A 14500-nucleotide genomic window follows, 5' to 3' on the forward strand; every position below is an offset into this window, starting at 1 on the left:
ACGCTTCAGTGAATTTCCGGCTCCGGCGTCGGCGCGCCGTGTTCGAGGAAGTCGAAGTCGCAGCCTTCGTCCGCCTGGCGGACATGGTCGAGGTAGAGCGAGGTCCAGCCTCGGGTGTAGCGGCGGGGCGGCGGCGTCCAGGCGGCGCGGCGCCGCTCCAGCTCCGGCGGCTCCACCAGCAGGTCGAGGCTGCGGCCCGGCACGTCGAGGCGGATGAGGTCGCCGCTGCGGACCAGCGCCAGCGGCCCGCCGACATGGGATTCGGGGGCGACATGGAGGATGCAGGTGCCGTAGCTGGTGCCGGACATGCGCGCATCGGAGAGGCGGACCATGTCCCGCACCCCCTGCTGCAGCAGCTTTCGGGGGATCGGCATCATCCCCCATTCCGGCATGCCGGGACCGCCCTGGGGGCCGGCCTGGCGCAGCACCAGCACGCTGTCCGGCGTGACCTCGAGCGCCGGGTCGTCCAGCCGGGCATTCATGTCGTTGTAGTCCTCGAAGACCACGGCCTTGCCGGTATGGCGCAGCAGGCGGGGATCGGCCGCGCTGGTCTTGATGACGGCGCCGCGCGGGGCGAGCGACCCGCGCAGGATGGCCACGCCGCCTTCCGGCTGCAGCGGCCGCTCGACGGGGCGGATGATGTCCTCGTTGTAGCACTCGGCGCCCTTGAGGTTCTCGCCGAGCGTCGCGCCGGTGACGGTCCGCGCCGAGAGATCGAGGTAAGCGGCGAGCCGGGCCAGGAAGGCCCGTGCCCCGCCGGCATAGTAGAAATCCTCCATCAGCCAGGTGTCGCCATTCGGCCGGAGATTGGCGATGAGCGGCGTGCGCCGGCTGATGGCGTCGAACCGGTCGAGGTCGAGCTGGAAGCCGCCGCGCCGCGCCATGGCGATGAGGTGCGGGATGGCATTGGTCGAGCCGCCGAAGCCCATCGTTGCCGTCACCGCATTGTCGATGCTCGCCTGGGTGAGGAGGCTGGAGGGCGTCGCATCCTCCCAGACCATCTCGACGATGCGGCGCCCGGCCGCCGTCGCCATGCGCGGATGGGCGGAATCCGCCGCCGGGATGGAGGAGGCGCCGGGGAGGGCGAGGCCCATCGCCTCCACCGCCAGCATCATCGTCGCGGCCGTGCCCGCGGTCATGCAGGTGCCGAAGCTGCGGGCGATGCCGCTCTCCATGTCCTTCCACTGCGCCTGGGTGATGTTCCCGGCGCGCAGCTCGGCATTGTACTTCCAGACATCGCTGCCGCTGCCGAGCTTCCTGCCCTGCCAGTTGCCCGACAGCATCGGCCCGGCGGGGACGAAGATGCAGGGCAGGCCGGCGGAGAGCGCGCCCATCACAAGCGCCGGTGGCGTCTTGTCGCAGCCGCCCATCAGTACCAGCCCGTCGCAGGGATGGCTGCGCGCCAGCTCCTCGGTCTCCATCGCCAGGAAGTTGCGATAGAGCATGCTCGTCGGCTTCTGGTACTGTTCCGTCACCGGATGCGCCGGCAGCTCCACCGGGAAGCCGCCGGCCTGCCACACGCCGCGCTTTACCTCCTCCGCCCGCGTGCGGAAATGCGCATGGCAGACGCTGAGGTCGGACCAGGTGTTGATGATGCCGATCACCGGCTTACCGCGGAAATCCCCCTCGGCCAGCCCGGTCTGCAACAGGCGGGAGCGGTGGCCGAAGGCGCGGAGGTCGTCCACCCCGAACCAGCGGTGGCTGCGCAACTCCTCGGGCCGCTTGCGGGGCATGGCATTTCCCTGATGGCAATGACTTCCGGCGCACCCTGCCAGCTGCTATAGCAGTTGTCCATGTCCGCCAGCCCCATCCCGGTCGTCCCGCTTGCCGAGGAGGAGACGCTCTCGCTCGGCGAGCGCGCCTACCGGCGCCTGCGCGACGGCATCGTCCAGGGCACGCTGCGGCCGGGCAGCCGCATCTCCGAGCGCGGCATGGCCCATGCCCTGGGCATCTCCGCCCAGCCGGTGCGGGAGGCGCTGCGGCGGCTGGAGCAGGACGGCATGGTCGTCACCCTGCCGCGGCGCGGCACGGTGGTGGCCGAGATCGGGCCGGAGCGGCTGGCCGAGCTCGGCCGCATCCGCGCGGCGCTCGAGGGGGTGGCGGCGGCGCTGGCGGCCGAGCGGATGTCGGGCGAGGACCTGGCGGAGCTTGCAACGATCGTCCGCGGGATGCGCAGCGCGACGGCGGCCGCCGACACCGAGGCGCTGGCGGAGCTGAACGAGCGCTTCCATGCCATCCTGCAGGGCGCGACCGGCAACCTCTTCCTGGTGAAGTCGCTCGAGGCGCTGAGGGCCTATGACGACCTCGGCCGGCTTCGCGCTCTCGGCAGCACGCCGAAGGACATGCCGAAGGCGCTGCGCGAGCATGCCGGCATCCTCGCCGCGCTCCGCGCCCGCGATCCGGCGCTGGCCGAGGCGCGGATGCGGCATCACGTCCTCCGCTCGCTCACCACCAACGGCGTCCTTGCGCCGGCCCGCCAGGGCCGTTGACTTCCCGCGCGGGCGGGGCGCAGACTGCTATCTGCTATTGCAGTAGGCCGGGCGGCGGAGATCGCCCCGCTGGAGGAGGGATCCATGGAGAGCGTCACCATCCGCCGCCGGCTCATGCTCGGCGTTGCCCTTGCCGCCCCCTGGATCGGCGGCCGTGCCCAGGCCCAGGGCGTCACCCTCCGTGCCGCCGATGTCCATCCCGATGGCTACCCGACCATCGAGGGCGTGAAGTACATGGGCAAGCTCATCGAGGAGCGGACCGGCGGGCGCATCCGGATCCAGATGTTCCATTCCCGCCAGCTCGGCGACGAGAAGGACACGCTGGAGCAGACCCGCTTCGGCGTCATCGACATCACCCGCGTCAACACCGCGCCGCTGAACAACCTGGTGCCGGAGACGCTGGTGGCCGGCCTGCCCTTCCTGTTCCGCGACACCGCGCATATGCAGCAGGTGATGGACGGGCCGATCGGCGAGGATATCGGCAAGGCGACCCTGCCGCATGGCCTCGTCACCCTCGGCTACTACGATGCCGGCGCGCGGAGCTTCTACACCCGCAGCCGGCCGGCGCGGACCCCGGAGGAGATGAAGGGCCTCAAGATCCGCGTCCAGCAATCCGACATGTGGGTGGCGATGATGCGGGCCTTCGGCGCCAATGCGACGCCGCTGCCCTATGGCGAGGTCTATTCCGCCCTGCAGACCGGCGTCGTCGACGGCGCCGAGAATAATTTCCCCTCCTATCTCACCGCCCGGCATTTCGAGGTGGCGAAGCAATATGCGCTGACCGAGCACAGCCTGACGCCCGAGATCGTGGCGATGAGCAAGCGCAGCTTCGACCGCATCGCCAGGCCCGACCAGGAGATCATCCGCCAGGCGGCGAAGGAGAGCGTGCCGCATATGCGCACGCTCTGGGTGAAGATGGAGGAGGAGGCCCGCAAGCAGGTCGAGGCCGGCGGTGCGACGGTGGTGCAGGCCGACAAGGCAGCCTTCGCCAAGCTCGTGCAGCCCGTCTACGACCAGTTCGTGCGCGACGCCAAGCTGAAGGCGCTCGTCGACCGCATCCGCGCGGCGTGAGCGGGATGCAGTCGCTGCATCGCGGCCTCGCCTCGGCCTTCGAGCTCCTGACGCGGGCGGCGATCCTCGTCGCCGGCATCGCCATGGTGGCAATGACGGCGGTGGTCGCCTGGGGCGTGTTCGGCCGCTTCGTCCTCAACGACACGCCAGCCTGGGCGGAAGCCTCGGCGCTGCTGCTGATGGGCTGGGTGATCCTCGGGGCCGCGGCGGCGGGCGTGCGCGAGGGCTTCCACATGGGCTTCGAGACGCTGCGCGACACGCTGCCGCCGGGCCTGGCGCTGGCCTGCCACATCGCCTCGGACTTGACGATCGCCGTCTTCGGCGGCGCCATGGCCTGGTACGGGAGCGACCTGGCCCTCACCGTCTGGGACGCGACTCTGCCGACGCTCGGCCTGCCGGGCACGGTCGAGTACCTGCCGATCACCATCGGCGGCCTGCTGATGGCGCTGTTCGGGCTGGAGCGGCTGGTGGCGCGGCTGGCAACGGGCCAGGCGCCGGTCGGCATCCCGGCCGATACCGTCCTGACCGACAGTTAGGGGACCGGCACAGTGGAACTCACCCTGCTGCTCGGCAGCTTCACGCTGCTGCTGCTGATCGGCGTGCCGGTCGCCTTCTGCCTCGGCGCCGCGGCCTTCGCCACCGTGCTCTACATGGACCTGCCACCCATCGTGGTGTTCCAGCAGCTCGCCTCCGGCATGAACGTCTTCTCCATGCTGGCGATCCCCTTCTTCATCTTCGCCGGCGATCTGATGATGCGCGGCCAGATCGCCGACCGGCTGGTGGCGCTGGCGGCCGCCATGGTCGGGCATCTGCGCGGCGGGCTCGGGCAGGTGAACATCGTGGCCGCGACGCTGTTCGGCGGCGTCTCCGGCTCGGCCGTCGCCGATGCCAGCGCGGTCGGCGGGGTGATGATCCCGCAGATGAAAGCGCGAGGCTATGCGCCGGACTATGCCGTCAACATCACCGCCAATGCCGCGCTGATCGACCTGCTGATCCCGCCCAGCCACAACATGATCCTCTATGTCATCGCCGCCGGCGGGGCGATCAGCGTGGCGGACCTCTTCACCGCCGGCATCGTGCCCGGCCTCGTGATGATGCTGTCGCTGATGGTCGTCGCCTGGCTGGTCGCGGTGAAGCGCGGCTATCCGCGCGAGGCCTTTCCCGGCTGGGCGATCCTGCTGCGGCTTACCTTCAACGCCATCCCCGGGCTGATGCTGATCGTCATCATCTTCGCCGGCGTCCGCAGCGGCGTCTTCACCGCGACGGAGAGTGCCTGCGTCGCGGTGATCTATGCGCTGCTGGTGGTGCTGCTGGTCTACCGCAGCCTGAGCTGGGAGGGTTTCGTCCACGCCGTCGGCGGGGCGGTGCGGACGACGGGCATGGTGATGCTCATCATCGGCACGGCCTCCGCCTTCGGTTGGCTAATGGCGCTGATGCAGGTTCCGGCGCAGACCGTGGCGCTGATGAAGGGCATCACCGACGACCCGTTGATGACGCTGCTGATCATCAACATCGTGCTGCTGCTGCTCGGCACCTTCATGGACATGGCGCCGCTGATCATGATCGGCACGCCGATCTTCCTGCCGGTGGTGAAGGCGATCGGGATGGACCCGGTGCAGTTCGGCATCGTGCTGATCGTCAATCTTGGCATCGGCACCATCACGCCGCCGGTCGGGCCGGTGCTCTTCGTCGCCTGCGCGGTCGGCAAGGTCTCGATGTGGGAGGCGACGAAGACCTCGGCGCCCTTCTACCTGGCGATGGTCGTGGTGCTGCTGCTAGTGACCTATGTGCCGGCGCTGAGCCTCTGGCTGCCGGCGCTGTTCAGGTAGGGAGCGCGCTCGGCACGGCATCGCCGTGCCAAAGCGCCTCCAGCAGGGCGGAGGCCGGGCCGGTGCCGAGAACAGGCGCCACCAACTCCTCGAACTTGGCCGAGAGGTCGGCGTCGGAGAGCGGAGTGTCCGGGTCGCCCTTGCGGGTCGGCTGGAAGCGCTCCAGCACCCGCCCGTTTTTCAGGGTCAGCCGCACCCTGGCGGCCCGTCGGGCGGGGTAGGCATCGGCCAGCTCGGGGTCCAGCTCCACCGTCACCCGCGGCATGATGGCGCGGATGGCAGGGTTTGCGAGGTTCTCCGGCGCGAAGGCGGCGAGGCGCACGCCGCCGAGCACCAGCAGCGCGCTCACGCAGTACTGGGTGGAGAAGCGGCATTCCTGCTCGGTCCGCGCCTCGGGCCGGTCGCAGACGGTCTTGGTCGGGCCGTAGCCGCCGACATGGATGGCGGCGACGTCGCTGGCCATGAAGCCGTGCTCCCGCCGGAGGTCATCCACCGCATCCAGCGCGGCGAAGATATGGCCGCAGCAGCCATGGCTCTTGAAGGTCATCTCGGTGATGCAGATGCGCTGTCCGAGATCGGCAAAGGCCGCCTCCCACTTGCCGGTATCCTCGCTGGTCGCGGCGGCGAAGCCTTTCGGGCCGTGCAGCACGTCCAGCGCGCCGGTCACGCCTGCCGCGGCGCCGATGGCGGCCAGCGCCCCCGCATCGGCGGCATGGCCGGGATGCAGCGGCTTCGACATCCCGTCGGAAAGGAAGGCCTGCTGCAGCCCGCCGGCGAAGGTGGCCGCCGTGGCGATGGCATGGGCCATCCGCTGCGCGTCGCAGCCGAGCACCAGCGCGGTTGCCGCCGCGGCGCCGAATGTGCCGACGGTGCCGGTGGTGTGCCAGTACCGGTAATGGCTCGGTTGCACCGCCATGCCGATGCGGCAGGACACCTCGTAGCCCGCGGTGACGGCGCGGAGCAGCATCTCCATCCCGCCGCCCTGCTGCTGCATGGCGGCAAGCGCTGGGGGGACGGTCGGGCAAGCCGGGTGGTAGCCGGCATCGCGGAAGATGTCGTCGAACTCGACGGTGTGGCTCGCCGTCGCGTTCAGCAACGCGGCATGGCGGAGCGGCCCCGGCCTGCCATCGACATAGCAGATGGAGCGCCCGGGCCCGCGCTCCGGCGCCAGCGCCGCGGCGAGCAGAGACGCGGGCGGGCGGGAGCAGCCGGGCAGGAGGGCCGCGAACCAGTCGATCAGCGCCCGCCGCGCATGGTGCGCGACCTCGGGCGGCAGCGGCCGGTCACGCCAGGAGACGGCGTGATCGGCCAGGACCAGCAGCGGATTCTCCATGGGCAGAAGCTACGCGTTGCCGCGCAGCACCTCCTGGTTGATGACGACGTCCGGGTCCAGCTTGCCATCGAAGCATTGCAGGATGCTCTCGGCGCAGGAGAGGGCCATGCGGCGCAGCCCCTGCTCCGTGGCCGCCGCCGAGTGCGGCGTCAGCACCACATTCGGCAGCGTCAGCAGCGGGTTGTCGGCCCGTGCCGGCTCCTCCCAGAAGACGTCGAGGCCGGCGGCGGCGAGGTGCCCGCTGGTCAGCGCCCCGGCCAGTGCCTTCTCGTCGACCAGCGTGCCGCGGGCCGTGTTCACGAGGACCGCGCCGCGCTTCATGCCGGCGAGGAACTCGCCATTGACCAAGCCGCGGGTCTTCTCGTTGCTGGGCAGGTGGATGGTGACGACATCCGCCTCGGCGAGGCCGGCGGCGAGGTCCTTCACCGGCCGGAAGCCCGCGCCCTTGATGGTGTTCTGCGGGATGAAGGGGTCGCGGACCAGGACATTCATCCCGAAGGCCGCCGCCAGCCGCGCCACGCGCCCGCCGATGCGGCCGAAGCCCATCACCAGGATGGTGCGGCCCGCGAGGTCGAAGGTCCCCGGCACCGGCGGGTTGCTCCAGCGCAGCTCGCGCGTCGCGGCGTCGTAGAAGCGCGTCTGCCGGGCGATGTTCAGCAGCAGCATCATCGCATGCTCGGCGACGCTCTGCGCATTGGCGTCCGGCGTCACGGTGAGTGGGATGCCCCGCTCGGTCAGCGCCGGCACGTCCACCGCGTCATAGCCGACGCCGTGGCGGGCGACGATACGGAGGTTCTGGGCATGGGCGAGGAAGGCGCGGTTGATCGGCGTGGCGCGGACGATCACCGCCTCCGCCTTCGGGATGGAGGCGGCGATGGTCTCGTCATTCACCGGGTCGAGCACCTCGACCGTCACGCCCTCCCGGGCGCGGAGCCGGGAGAGGGCTTCCGGATGAACGGGACGGAGGCAGACGACATGCGGCATCGGGGCAGCCTTATTGAAGGTGAGCAGCGGGGCCGAGCACGGCCTCGCGCATCCGCGCCTGGAGGATGGAGGCCTCCCGCGGCGGCAGGACCAGCGGCACCGGCGCCTCGTCGATCTTGATTTGGGCGAAGAGCGGGCCGGCGCCGGCATGCATCGCCTCGCGCAGCGCCGTCACCTCCTCGGCCGTCTTGACCAGGCGGCAATCGCCGATGCCGGCGCCGCGGGCCATGGCGGCGAGGTCGACGCCATGGCGCGTCGCCGTCTCCTGCATGCCCGTCTCGCCGTAATGCTCGTTGTCGAGCACGATGATGGCGAGGTTGCGGGGCCGCTGCACGCCGATGGTGGCGAGGCTGCCGATGCCCATCAGCATCTCGCCATCGCCGGTGATGACGGCGACGGGGCGCGAGGGCTGGGCCAGCGCCAGGCCGAGGCCCATCATCGCCGCCGCCCCCATGCCGCCCCAGAGCGGCAGGTTCTCCGGCACGTCGCCGGCGGCGGTGATGTCCCAAGCCGGGGCGCCGAGGCCGCCGACCGCCAGCAGCCTGCCGCGATCCCGCAGCAATTCCGCGACCACGTCGCGGCGGAGGAGCTTGCCCGTGGGTCCGGTGCGCATGGCGGTCACTTCCCAAACGTCTTGGCGCCGATGACCCGCTGGCCGATCAGGGTCGCGGTCGGGCGATAGGTGTTGAAGGCCATGCGGAGCGTGGCGTTGACGGTGGGCGCCACGTCCTCGGGCGTGTCGGCGCGCTTCACCAGCGTGCCCATCGCCTCGAGCACCGATTGCGTCGCATTGCCCATCGGCACCTGGAAGGGGTTGAACTCGCCATAGTCGCCCCGCATCGTCACGATCATCGGGCAGGGCGTGCGATGCGCGATCGGCACCGAGAGCATGTTGATGCAGTTGCCCACGCCCGAGCTCTGCATCAGCAGCACGCCCTTCTCGCCGCCGAGCCAGGCGCCGAAGAGCATGCCGATGCCTTCCTCCTCGGTGGTCAGCGTGACCACGCGCATGTCGTTGTCGGCGAGGCAGCGCTTGATGAGGCGGGAATGCCCGGCATCCGGCACCAGCGCCACCTGGCGGATGTCGTGCTCCTTCAACAGGCCATAGATCTGGTCGGGCCAGTCCTCAGCGGCGTCCGGCATGCGTTTCCCCTCGGGTGTTGGGCGTATCCTCCCGCCGCCGGGCCACGCTGGCAAGACCGGCCCGGAGCTTGCTAAACCGGGGCATGGGCTTCGCGCATGCCGTGGGCGGCACCCGCTACCTCTTCCCGGACCTTCGGACCCTGCTGGCGCGGGCGACGCCGCTGCGCTCGGGCGACGTGCTGGCCGGGCTGGCGGCGGAGACGGCGCAGGAGCGGGTGGCGGCGCAGCGGGCGCTGGCCGACCTGCCGCTGCGGCATTGCCTTGACGAGGCGGTGATCCCCTACGAGGCGGACGAGGTGACGCGGCTGATCCTCGACCGGCACGAGCCGGCGGCCTTCTCCCCCGTCGCGCATCTGACGGTGGGTGGCTTCCGCGATTGGCTGCTGGCCGCCGGGCCGGAGGCGCTGACCGCCCTCCGCCGCGGGCTGACACCGGAGATGGCGGCCGGCGTCTCCAAGATCATGCGGCTGCAGGACCTGGTGGCGGTGGCGGCCAAGTGCCGGGTGGTGACGCGCTTCCGCAACACGCTCGGCCTGCCGGGCCGGCTCTCCCTCCGCCTGCAGCCGAACGATCCGGTGGACGACCCGCGCGGCGTCGCGGCCGCCATCCTCGACGGGTTGCTGCTCGGCGCCGGCGATGCGGTGATCGGCGTCAACCCCGCGACCGACAATCTCGAGACCACGCTCCGCCTGCTCGAGCTGCTGGACGCCGTCCGCGACCGCTACGCCATCCCGACCCAGAGCTGCGTCCTCGCCCATGTCACCACCAGCCTGCTCGCCATGGAGCGCGGGGCGCCGGTCGACCTCGTCTTCCAGTCGATCGGCGGAACCGAGGGGGTGAACCGCAGCTTCGGCGTCTCCCTCGCCCTGCTGCGGGAGGCGCATGAGGCGGCGCTCGCCCTCGGCCGCGGCACGGTCGGGACGAACTGCATGTATTTCGAGACGGGCCAGGGCAGCGCCCTCTCCGCCGAGGCACATCACGGCTGCGACCAGCAGACGGTCGAGGCGCGGGCCTATGCGGTGGCACGGGAGTTCGCGCCGCTGCTGGTGAACTCCGTCGTCGGCTTCATCGGGCCGGAATACCTTTTCGACGGCAAGCAGATCACCCGGGCGGGGCTGGAGGACCACTTCTGCGGCAAGCTGCTCGGCCTGCCGATGGGAGTGGATGTCTGCTATACCAACCATGCCGAGGCCGATCAGGACGACATGGATGGGCTGCTGACCCTGCTGGGCGTTGCCGGCGTCACCTATGTGATGGGCGTGCCCGGGGCGGATGACGTGATGCTGGCCTACCAGTCCACCTCCTTCCATGACGGGCTCTACCTGCGGGCGGCGCTCGGGAGGCGCCCGGCGCCGGAATTCGAGGCCTGGATGGAGCGCATGGGCATCGAGGCGGCGAGCGGCGCCGGGCAGCTGCCGCTGGCCCCATCGCTGATCGGCCTCGCATGAGCGCGCCGGTTCCTTGGGCCGAGCTGCGCCGCTTCACCTCAGCCCGCGTGGCGCTCGGCCGGGCGGGGCATGGCCTGCCGACGGCCGCGCATCTCGACTTTCAGGAGGCGCATGCCAGGGCGCGGGATGCGGTGCATTCGGCGCTCGACCTCGATGCGCTGGAGGTGGCGCTCGGCCTGCCCGCCATCCGCGTCGCCAGTCAGGCGGCGGACCGGCGGAGCTACCTCCTGCGCCCCGATCTCGGCCGCCGCCTGCGCGAGGCCGACCGCGCCCGCCTGCCGCAGGCGCCGGGCGCCTTCCTCTTCGTCGTGGCGGACGGGCTCTGCGCGATCGGCGTGCAGAGCCAGGCCCCGGCGCTCATCACCGCCGCCCTGCCCATGCTGCGCCGCGCCGGCCTCGCCGTCGCGCCGGTCGTCCTCGCCAGCCAGGCCCGCGTCGCCCTCGGGGACGAGATCGGCGAGGCGATGGGCGCCGCCATGGTCGCTGTGCTGATCGGCGAGCGCCCTGGCCTCTCCGCCACCGACAGCCTCGGCCTCTACCTCACCCTCGGCCCCCGGCGGGGGCGGACGGATGCAGAGCGGAACTGCATCTCCAATATCCGCCCCGGCGGGATGGCGCCCGCGGCGGCGGCGGAGAAGCTGCTCTGGCTGGCGGGTGCAGCGCTGCGGCTTGGCGCCACCGGCGTCGCGCTGAAGGATGAGCAGCCGGGCGCGGCGCTGCTGCCGTGATCCAGGTCACCCGCCGCATCGCCATCGCCGAGGAGGAGCTGACGGAGGACTTCATCCGCGCCTCCGGCCCCGGCGGGCAGAACGTCAACAAGGTGGAGACGGCGGTGCAGCTCCGCTTCAACGCCCGCCTGTCGCCCAACCTGCCGGATCCGGTGCGGGCGCGGCTGGAGCGGCTGGCCGGGCACCGGCTGACCCAGAATGGCGTCATCATCATCACCGCCCAGCGCTTCCGCACCCGGGAGCGCAACCGGGAGGATGCGCTGGAGCGGCTGCTGGAGCTGATCCGCGAGGCGGCGGTGCCGCCCCCGCCGCCGCGCCGGCCGACGCGGCCGACCCTGGCGTCGAAGAAGCGGCGGCTCGAAGGGAAGGCGAAGCGGGCGGATATCAAGAAGGGAAGGGGCAGGCAGCCGACCGACTGATGCTAGGGAAGGCCTTGCCTTCCCCAGACCCCATCCACCAGGCCGGAACCCGGCCTGGACTGGTCCGAGTTGGCCTACTCCTCCAGGGCGGAGGCGGGGTCGATCCAGTTGCCGAGGGCGAGGCCGCCGTCGACGGGCAGCACGGCGCCGGTGACATAGGGCATGCAGCGGTCGGAGAGCAGCGGCACCACGGCGCGGGCGATGTCCTCCGCGCTGCCGACCCGGCCCATCGGCACCTTCCGCGCCAGAGCCGCGAAATCGCCCTGGAAGCCGCCGCCCGGGATCGCGCCCGGCGCAACCCCGTTCACCCGGATGCCGGCCGGGCCGAAATACCGTGCCAGCTCCCGTACCAGCATCACCTGCCCCGCCTTGGCGGCGCTGTAATGCGGCAGGTTCCGCGGCGTCCCGGCATGCAGCGAGGTGATGAAGACCATCCGCCCGCGCAGCCCCGCCTGCACCATCCGCTGCCCGACCGCCCGCGCCAGGAAGAAGCCGGAGCGGAGATTGGTATTCGCCATCGCATCCCACTCCTCGGGCGTGACGGCGCCGACCGTCTGCCGCTCCGGCCGCGGCGGCGAGGCGCTGTGGACCAGCATCGCCACCGGCCCATGCGATGCGGCGGCCTCGGCCAGCGCGGCATGGCCCTCGGCACCCGCCAGGTCGGCCTGCAGGAACTCGGCCGAAGCCCCAGCGGCCCGCAGCGCCGCGACCACCGCCTCGCCGCGATCCGCATGGAAGTCGCTCGCCAGCACCCTTGCCCCGCATCGCCCGAGCCATTCTGCGACGCCCCGGCCGATGCCGGAGCCCGCCCCGGTCACCAGGGCAACCTCCCCTGCGAAAAGGTCGGCCGGATAGGGATTCGTCTCGGGCATGTGCGTCTCCTCCTCAGTCGCCCAACCTGTCGCCGACCAATTCGGCGAAGTGACGCAGCATCCGTCCGGCATCGGGCTCGATGCCGGTGAAAAGGCGGAAGGCGCCGGCCGCCTGGAACACAGCCATCCCGCCGCCATCAAGCGTGCGGCAGCCGAGCGCCCGCGCCTCCCGCAGCAGCGCCGTCTCCAGCGGGAAATAGATGATCTCGGCGACCCAGAGCGCCGGCCGCAGCCGCTCCGCCGGCAGCGGCAGGCCGGGATACGTCGCCATGCCGACTGGGGTGCAGTTCACCAGCCCGTCCGCCGCCGCCATTGCCGCGGCCAGATCCTCGCCCGCTGCCGCCCGCCCGGCACCGAAGCGGGCCGAGAGCGAAGCAGCCAGCGCTGCTGCGCGGCCTGCATCGGTATCGAAGACGGAAAGCCGCTGCACGCCCAGCACCAGCAGCGCATGCGCCACCGCCGCCCCGGCCCCGCCGGCGCCGAGCTGCACCACCTGCCGCCGCGCCGCATCCGGCAGGCCGCGGCGGAAGCCCTCGGCGAAGCCCGACCAGTCGGTATTATGGCCGATGCGCCGGCCATCCCGCAGCACAACCGTGTTCACCGCGCCGAGTAACCGGGCCTCCTCCGACAGCGCGTCGAGCAGGGGGATGACGGCCTGCTTGCAGGGATGGGTGACGTTCAGCCCGGCGAAGCCCAGGCGCTGGGCGGCGACCAGCAGCTCCTCCAACGCTCCCACATCCAGACCGAGCTCCGCGAGGTCGAGCCGTCGGTAGATCGCCCGCAGCCCCTGCGCGGCGCCCTCGCGCTCATGCATGGCAGGCGTGAGGGAGGCGCCGAGGCCGCTGCCGATCAGCCCGGCGAGATAGGCGGGCCTGCTGTCCCACCGTCCGGTCATGGCGTGATCCCCGCGCTTTTCCTGCTTGTCCGTCTCTGGACGCGCCAGTAGGCACGGATCAAGCCAGAAGGATCGGAGGCGGGGAAGCCCATGCAGAGACGCGCCATGCTTGCCGGCCTCGCCCTGCTCGGCGCCCGCCCGGCCCGGGCCCAGGGCGAGGCCTGGCCCGCCCCGGGCCGCCCCATCACCATCGTCGTTTCCTGGGCCCCGGGCGGCTCCACGGATTTCGTCGCCCGCGTGGTGGCGCAGCAGCTCTCCAAGAACATCAATGGCAATGTGGTGGTGGACAACCGCCCCGGCGCCTCCGGCACCATCGGCCATGCCAGCGTCGCCCGCGCCCGGCCGGATGGTTACACCCTGCTGCTCGGGGTGAACTCGACCTATGCCATGTCGCGCCACCTCTTCCCGCAGCGCGGTTATGACGACGACCATGCCTTCGCCCCGATCGGGCGCGTCGCCGTCGCCCCCATCTTCCTCTGCGTGACGCCGAAGCTCGGCACCCCGACCATCGCCGCCTTCATCGCCCGCGCGAAGTCGATGCCGGGCAAGCTGAGCTATGCCTCCTCCGGCGTCGGCTCCTCCGCCCATCTGGCGACGGAGCTCTTCCTCCGCTCCGCCGGGATCGCGGTGCAGAACGTCACCTATCGCGGCGGCGCGCCGGCGGTGCAGGCGCTGGTGCAGGGCGAGGTGGAGATGGCCTTCGTCGATGCCGTGACCGCCCTGCCGCTGATGGCAGCTGGGCAGATCGCCGCCCTCGGGGTCAGCACCCTGCAGCGCAACCCGCTGGCGCCGGACGTGCCGACCATCGCCGAGAGCGGCTTCCCCGGCTTCGAGGCGACCAGCGACTTCGCCCTGCTCGCTCCCGCCGGCACACCGGAGCCGATCATCCGCCAGCTCTCGGCCGGCCTTGCGGCCACGATGAAGAACCCGGAGGTGCTGGAGCGGCTGCGCCAGGGTTCCATCTTCCCGACCTTCGGCACGCCGCAGGAGTTCCCGCCCTATCTCGCCGCGGAAAGCGCCAAATGGGGCGAGGTGATCCGCAGCCGCGGGATCACGCTGGACTAGCGCCAGGCCGGGCCGGTGCGCCGCTTTTGACCCCGATGATGCGGCGCCGGAAGGGCCGGCACGGCACGCGAGACCGCTTTCTCCTCAAACTGGAGCGCGCTCCATGCGGCCTGGCGTTCGGTCCAGGCAGTTAATCCCCACCAGATGATCCCGTCCGATAGGGGTTTGCCCTAGGGTTTGTGACTGAACCTTGCGATGCGCAGGTTGATCATGGTGGCGGCGAG

The 14500-nt window shown here is 71.2% G+C and carries 15 protein-coding genes; 8 read left to right on the plus strand and 7 right to left on the minus strand.

Features of this window, described 5'->3' with window-relative positions; translation table 11 throughout:
• Nucleotides 1-5 precede the first annotated feature (5 nt).
• On the minus strand, nt 6-1733 hold the full coding sequence (gene araD, locus AC5JJ1_RS25035) for an L-arabinonate dehydratase (RefSeq protein WP_495787840.1): 1728 nt from the start codon (nt 1731-1733) through the stop codon (nt 6-8).
• Between the two features lie 60 nt (nt 1734-1793).
• Between araD and AC5JJ1_RS25040 the strand changes: the two genes are divergently transcribed.
• From AC5JJ1_RS25040 to AC5JJ1_RS25055, 4 genes are all read left to right on the plus strand, one after another.
• Nucleotides 1794-2489: a GntR family transcriptional regulator gene (locus tag AC5JJ1_RS25040; protein ID WP_495787841.1), complete on the plus strand. Its 696-nt coding sequence runs from the start codon at nt 1794-1796 to the stop codon at nt 2487-2489.
• A gap of 84 nt (nt 2490-2573) precedes the next feature.
• Nucleotides 2574-3560: a TRAP transporter substrate-binding protein gene (locus AC5JJ1_RS25045; protein ID WP_495787842.1), complete on the plus strand. Its 987-nt coding sequence runs from the start codon at nt 2574-2576 to the stop codon at nt 3558-3560.
• 5 nt (nt 3561-3565) lie between these two features.
• The gene (locus AC5JJ1_RS25050; protein ID WP_495787854.1) at nt 3566-4096 is read left to right on the plus strand and encodes a TRAP transporter small permease; all 531 of its coding nucleotides are present in this window, start codon (nt 3566-3568) and stop codon (nt 4094-4096) included.
• Nucleotides 4097-4108: 12 nt separating this feature from the next.
• Complete coding sequence (locus tag AC5JJ1_RS25055; RefSeq protein ID WP_495787843.1) at nt 4109-5389, plus strand: TRAP transporter large permease; 1281 nt, start codon at nt 4109-4111, stop codon at nt 5387-5389.
• Here AC5JJ1_RS25055 and AC5JJ1_RS25060 read toward each other — a convergent pair.
• The 4 genes from AC5JJ1_RS25060 to AC5JJ1_RS25075 are packed head-to-tail and all read right to left on the minus strand — an operon-like array spanning nt 5382 to nt 8849.
• Complete coding sequence (locus AC5JJ1_RS25060) at nt 5382-6722, minus strand: MmgE/PrpD family protein (protein WP_495787844.1); 1341 nt, start codon at nt 6720-6722, stop codon at nt 5382-5384. The genes AC5JJ1_RS25055 and AC5JJ1_RS25060 overlap by 8 nt on opposite strands.
• A gap of 9 nt (nt 6723-6731) precedes the next feature.
• Complete coding sequence (locus AC5JJ1_RS25065; RefSeq protein ID WP_495787845.1) at nt 6732-7706, minus strand: hydroxyacid dehydrogenase; 975 nt, start codon at nt 7704-7706, stop codon at nt 6732-6734.
• A 10-nt stretch (nt 7707-7716) separates the two neighbouring features.
• A complete protein-coding gene (locus AC5JJ1_RS25070; RefSeq protein WP_495787846.1) occupies nt 7717-8319 on the minus strand; it encodes a thiamine pyrophosphate-dependent enzyme in 603 nt (200 codons plus the stop codon).
• 5 nt (nt 8320-8324) lie between these two features.
• The gene (locus AC5JJ1_RS25075; RefSeq protein WP_495787847.1) at nt 8325-8849 is read right to left on the minus strand and encodes a phosphonopyruvate decarboxylase; all 525 of its coding nucleotides are present in this window, start codon (nt 8847-8849) and stop codon (nt 8325-8327) included.
• Nucleotides 8850-8932: 83 nt separating this feature from the next.
• On the opposite strand from AC5JJ1_RS25075, the gene AC5JJ1_RS25080 reads away from it, so the two are divergent.
• Genes AC5JJ1_RS25080 through arfB form a run of 3 tightly spaced genes read left to right on the plus strand, consistent with a single transcriptional unit; the run spans nt 8933 to nt 11444 of the window.
• Nucleotides 8933-10297 (plus strand): ethanolamine ammonia-lyase subunit EutB, encoded by a 1365-nt coding sequence (locus tag AC5JJ1_RS25080; protein ID WP_495787848.1) that lies wholly within the window; start codon nt 8933-8935, stop codon nt 10295-10297.
• Nucleotides 10294-11025 carry an ethanolamine ammonia-lyase subunit EutC gene (eutC, locus tag AC5JJ1_RS25085; protein WP_495787849.1) on the plus strand — a complete coding sequence of 244 codons (732 nt, stop codon included), beginning with the start codon at nt 10294-10296 and terminating at the stop codon, nt 11023-11025. The genes AC5JJ1_RS25080 and eutC overlap by 4 nt, the downstream gene beginning before the upstream one ends.
• Nucleotides 11022-11444: an alternative ribosome rescue aminoacyl-tRNA hydrolase ArfB gene (gene arfB, locus AC5JJ1_RS25090; RefSeq protein WP_495787850.1), complete on the plus strand. Its 423-nt coding sequence runs from the start codon at nt 11022-11024 to the stop codon at nt 11442-11444. The genes eutC and arfB overlap by 4 nt, the downstream gene beginning before the upstream one ends.
• 74 nt (nt 11445-11518) lie before the next feature.
• Here arfB and AC5JJ1_RS25095 read toward each other — a convergent pair whose 3' ends face one another.
• Nucleotides 11519-12316, minus strand: a complete 798-nt coding sequence (locus AC5JJ1_RS25095; protein ID WP_495787851.1) for an SDR family NAD(P)-dependent oxidoreductase — start codon at nt 12314-12316, stop codon at nt 11519-11521.
• A 13-nt stretch (nt 12317-12329) separates the two neighbouring features.
• Entirely contained in the window at nt 12330-13211 is an 882-nt protein-coding gene (locus AC5JJ1_RS25100) for a shikimate dehydrogenase (protein ID WP_495787852.1), read from the minus strand.
• Between the two features lie 90 nt (nt 13212-13301).
• Here AC5JJ1_RS25100 and AC5JJ1_RS25105 point away from each other — a divergent pair, with 90 nt between their 5' ends.
• Nucleotides 13302-14276 (plus strand): Bug family tripartite tricarboxylate transporter substrate binding protein, encoded by a 975-nt coding sequence (locus AC5JJ1_RS25105; RefSeq protein WP_495787853.1) that lies wholly within the window; start codon nt 13302-13304, stop codon nt 14274-14276.
• The last annotated feature ends 224 nt before the right edge of the window (nt 14277-14500 follow it).

The organism is Belnapia sp., from assembly GCF_059504005.1.

What these genes read in the sequence shown, in the direction of transcription:
- araD (WP_495787840.1), bottom strand. Translation starts at nt 1,733, where the DNA reads ATGCCCCGCAAGCGGCCCGAGGAGTTGCGCAGCCACCGCTGGTTCGGG.
- AC5JJ1_RS25040 (WP_495787841.1), top strand. Translation starts at nt 1,794, where the DNA reads ATGTCCGCCAGCCCCATCCCGGTCGTCCCGCTTGCCGAGGAGGAGACG.
- AC5JJ1_RS25045 (WP_495787842.1), top strand. Translation starts at nt 2,574, where the DNA reads ATGGAGAGCGTCACCATCCGCCGCCGGCTCATGCTCGGCGTTGCCCTT.
- AC5JJ1_RS25050 (WP_495787854.1), top strand. Translation starts at nt 3,566, where the DNA reads ATGCAGTCGCTGCATCGCGGCCTCGCCTCGGCCTTCGAGCTCCTGACG.
- AC5JJ1_RS25060 (WP_495787844.1), bottom strand. Translation starts at nt 6,722, where the DNA reads ATGGAGAATCCGCTGCTGGTCCTGGCCGATCACGCCGTCTCCTGGCGT.
- AC5JJ1_RS25065 (WP_495787845.1), bottom strand. Translation starts at nt 7,706, where the DNA reads ATGCCGCATGTCGTCTGCCTCCGTCCCGTTCATCCGGAAGCCCTCTCC.
- AC5JJ1_RS25070 (WP_495787846.1), bottom strand. Translation starts at nt 8,319, where the DNA reads ATGCGCACCGGACCCACGGGCAAGCTCCTCCGCCGCGACGTGGTCGCG.
- AC5JJ1_RS25075 (WP_495787847.1), bottom strand. Translation starts at nt 8,849, where the DNA reads ATGCCGGACGCCGCTGAGGACTGGCCCGACCAGATCTATGGCCTGTTG.
- AC5JJ1_RS25080 (WP_495787848.1), top strand. Translation starts at nt 8,933, where the DNA reads ATGGGCTTCGCGCATGCCGTGGGCGGCACCCGCTACCTCTTCCCGGAC.
- eutC (WP_495787849.1), top strand. Translation starts at nt 10,294, where the DNA reads ATGAGCGCGCCGGTTCCTTGGGCCGAGCTGCGCCGCTTCACCTCAGCC.
- AC5JJ1_RS25095 (WP_495787851.1), bottom strand. Translation starts at nt 12,316, where the DNA reads ATGCCCGAGACGAATCCCTATCCGGCCGACCTTTTCGCAGGGGAGGTT.
- AC5JJ1_RS25100 (WP_495787852.1), bottom strand. Translation starts at nt 13,211, where the DNA reads ATGACCGGACGGTGGGACAGCAGGCCCGCCTATCTCGCCGGGCTGATC.
- AC5JJ1_RS25105 (WP_495787853.1), top strand. Translation starts at nt 13,302, where the DNA reads ATGCAGAGACGCGCCATGCTTGCCGGCCTCGCCCTGCTCGGCGCCCGC.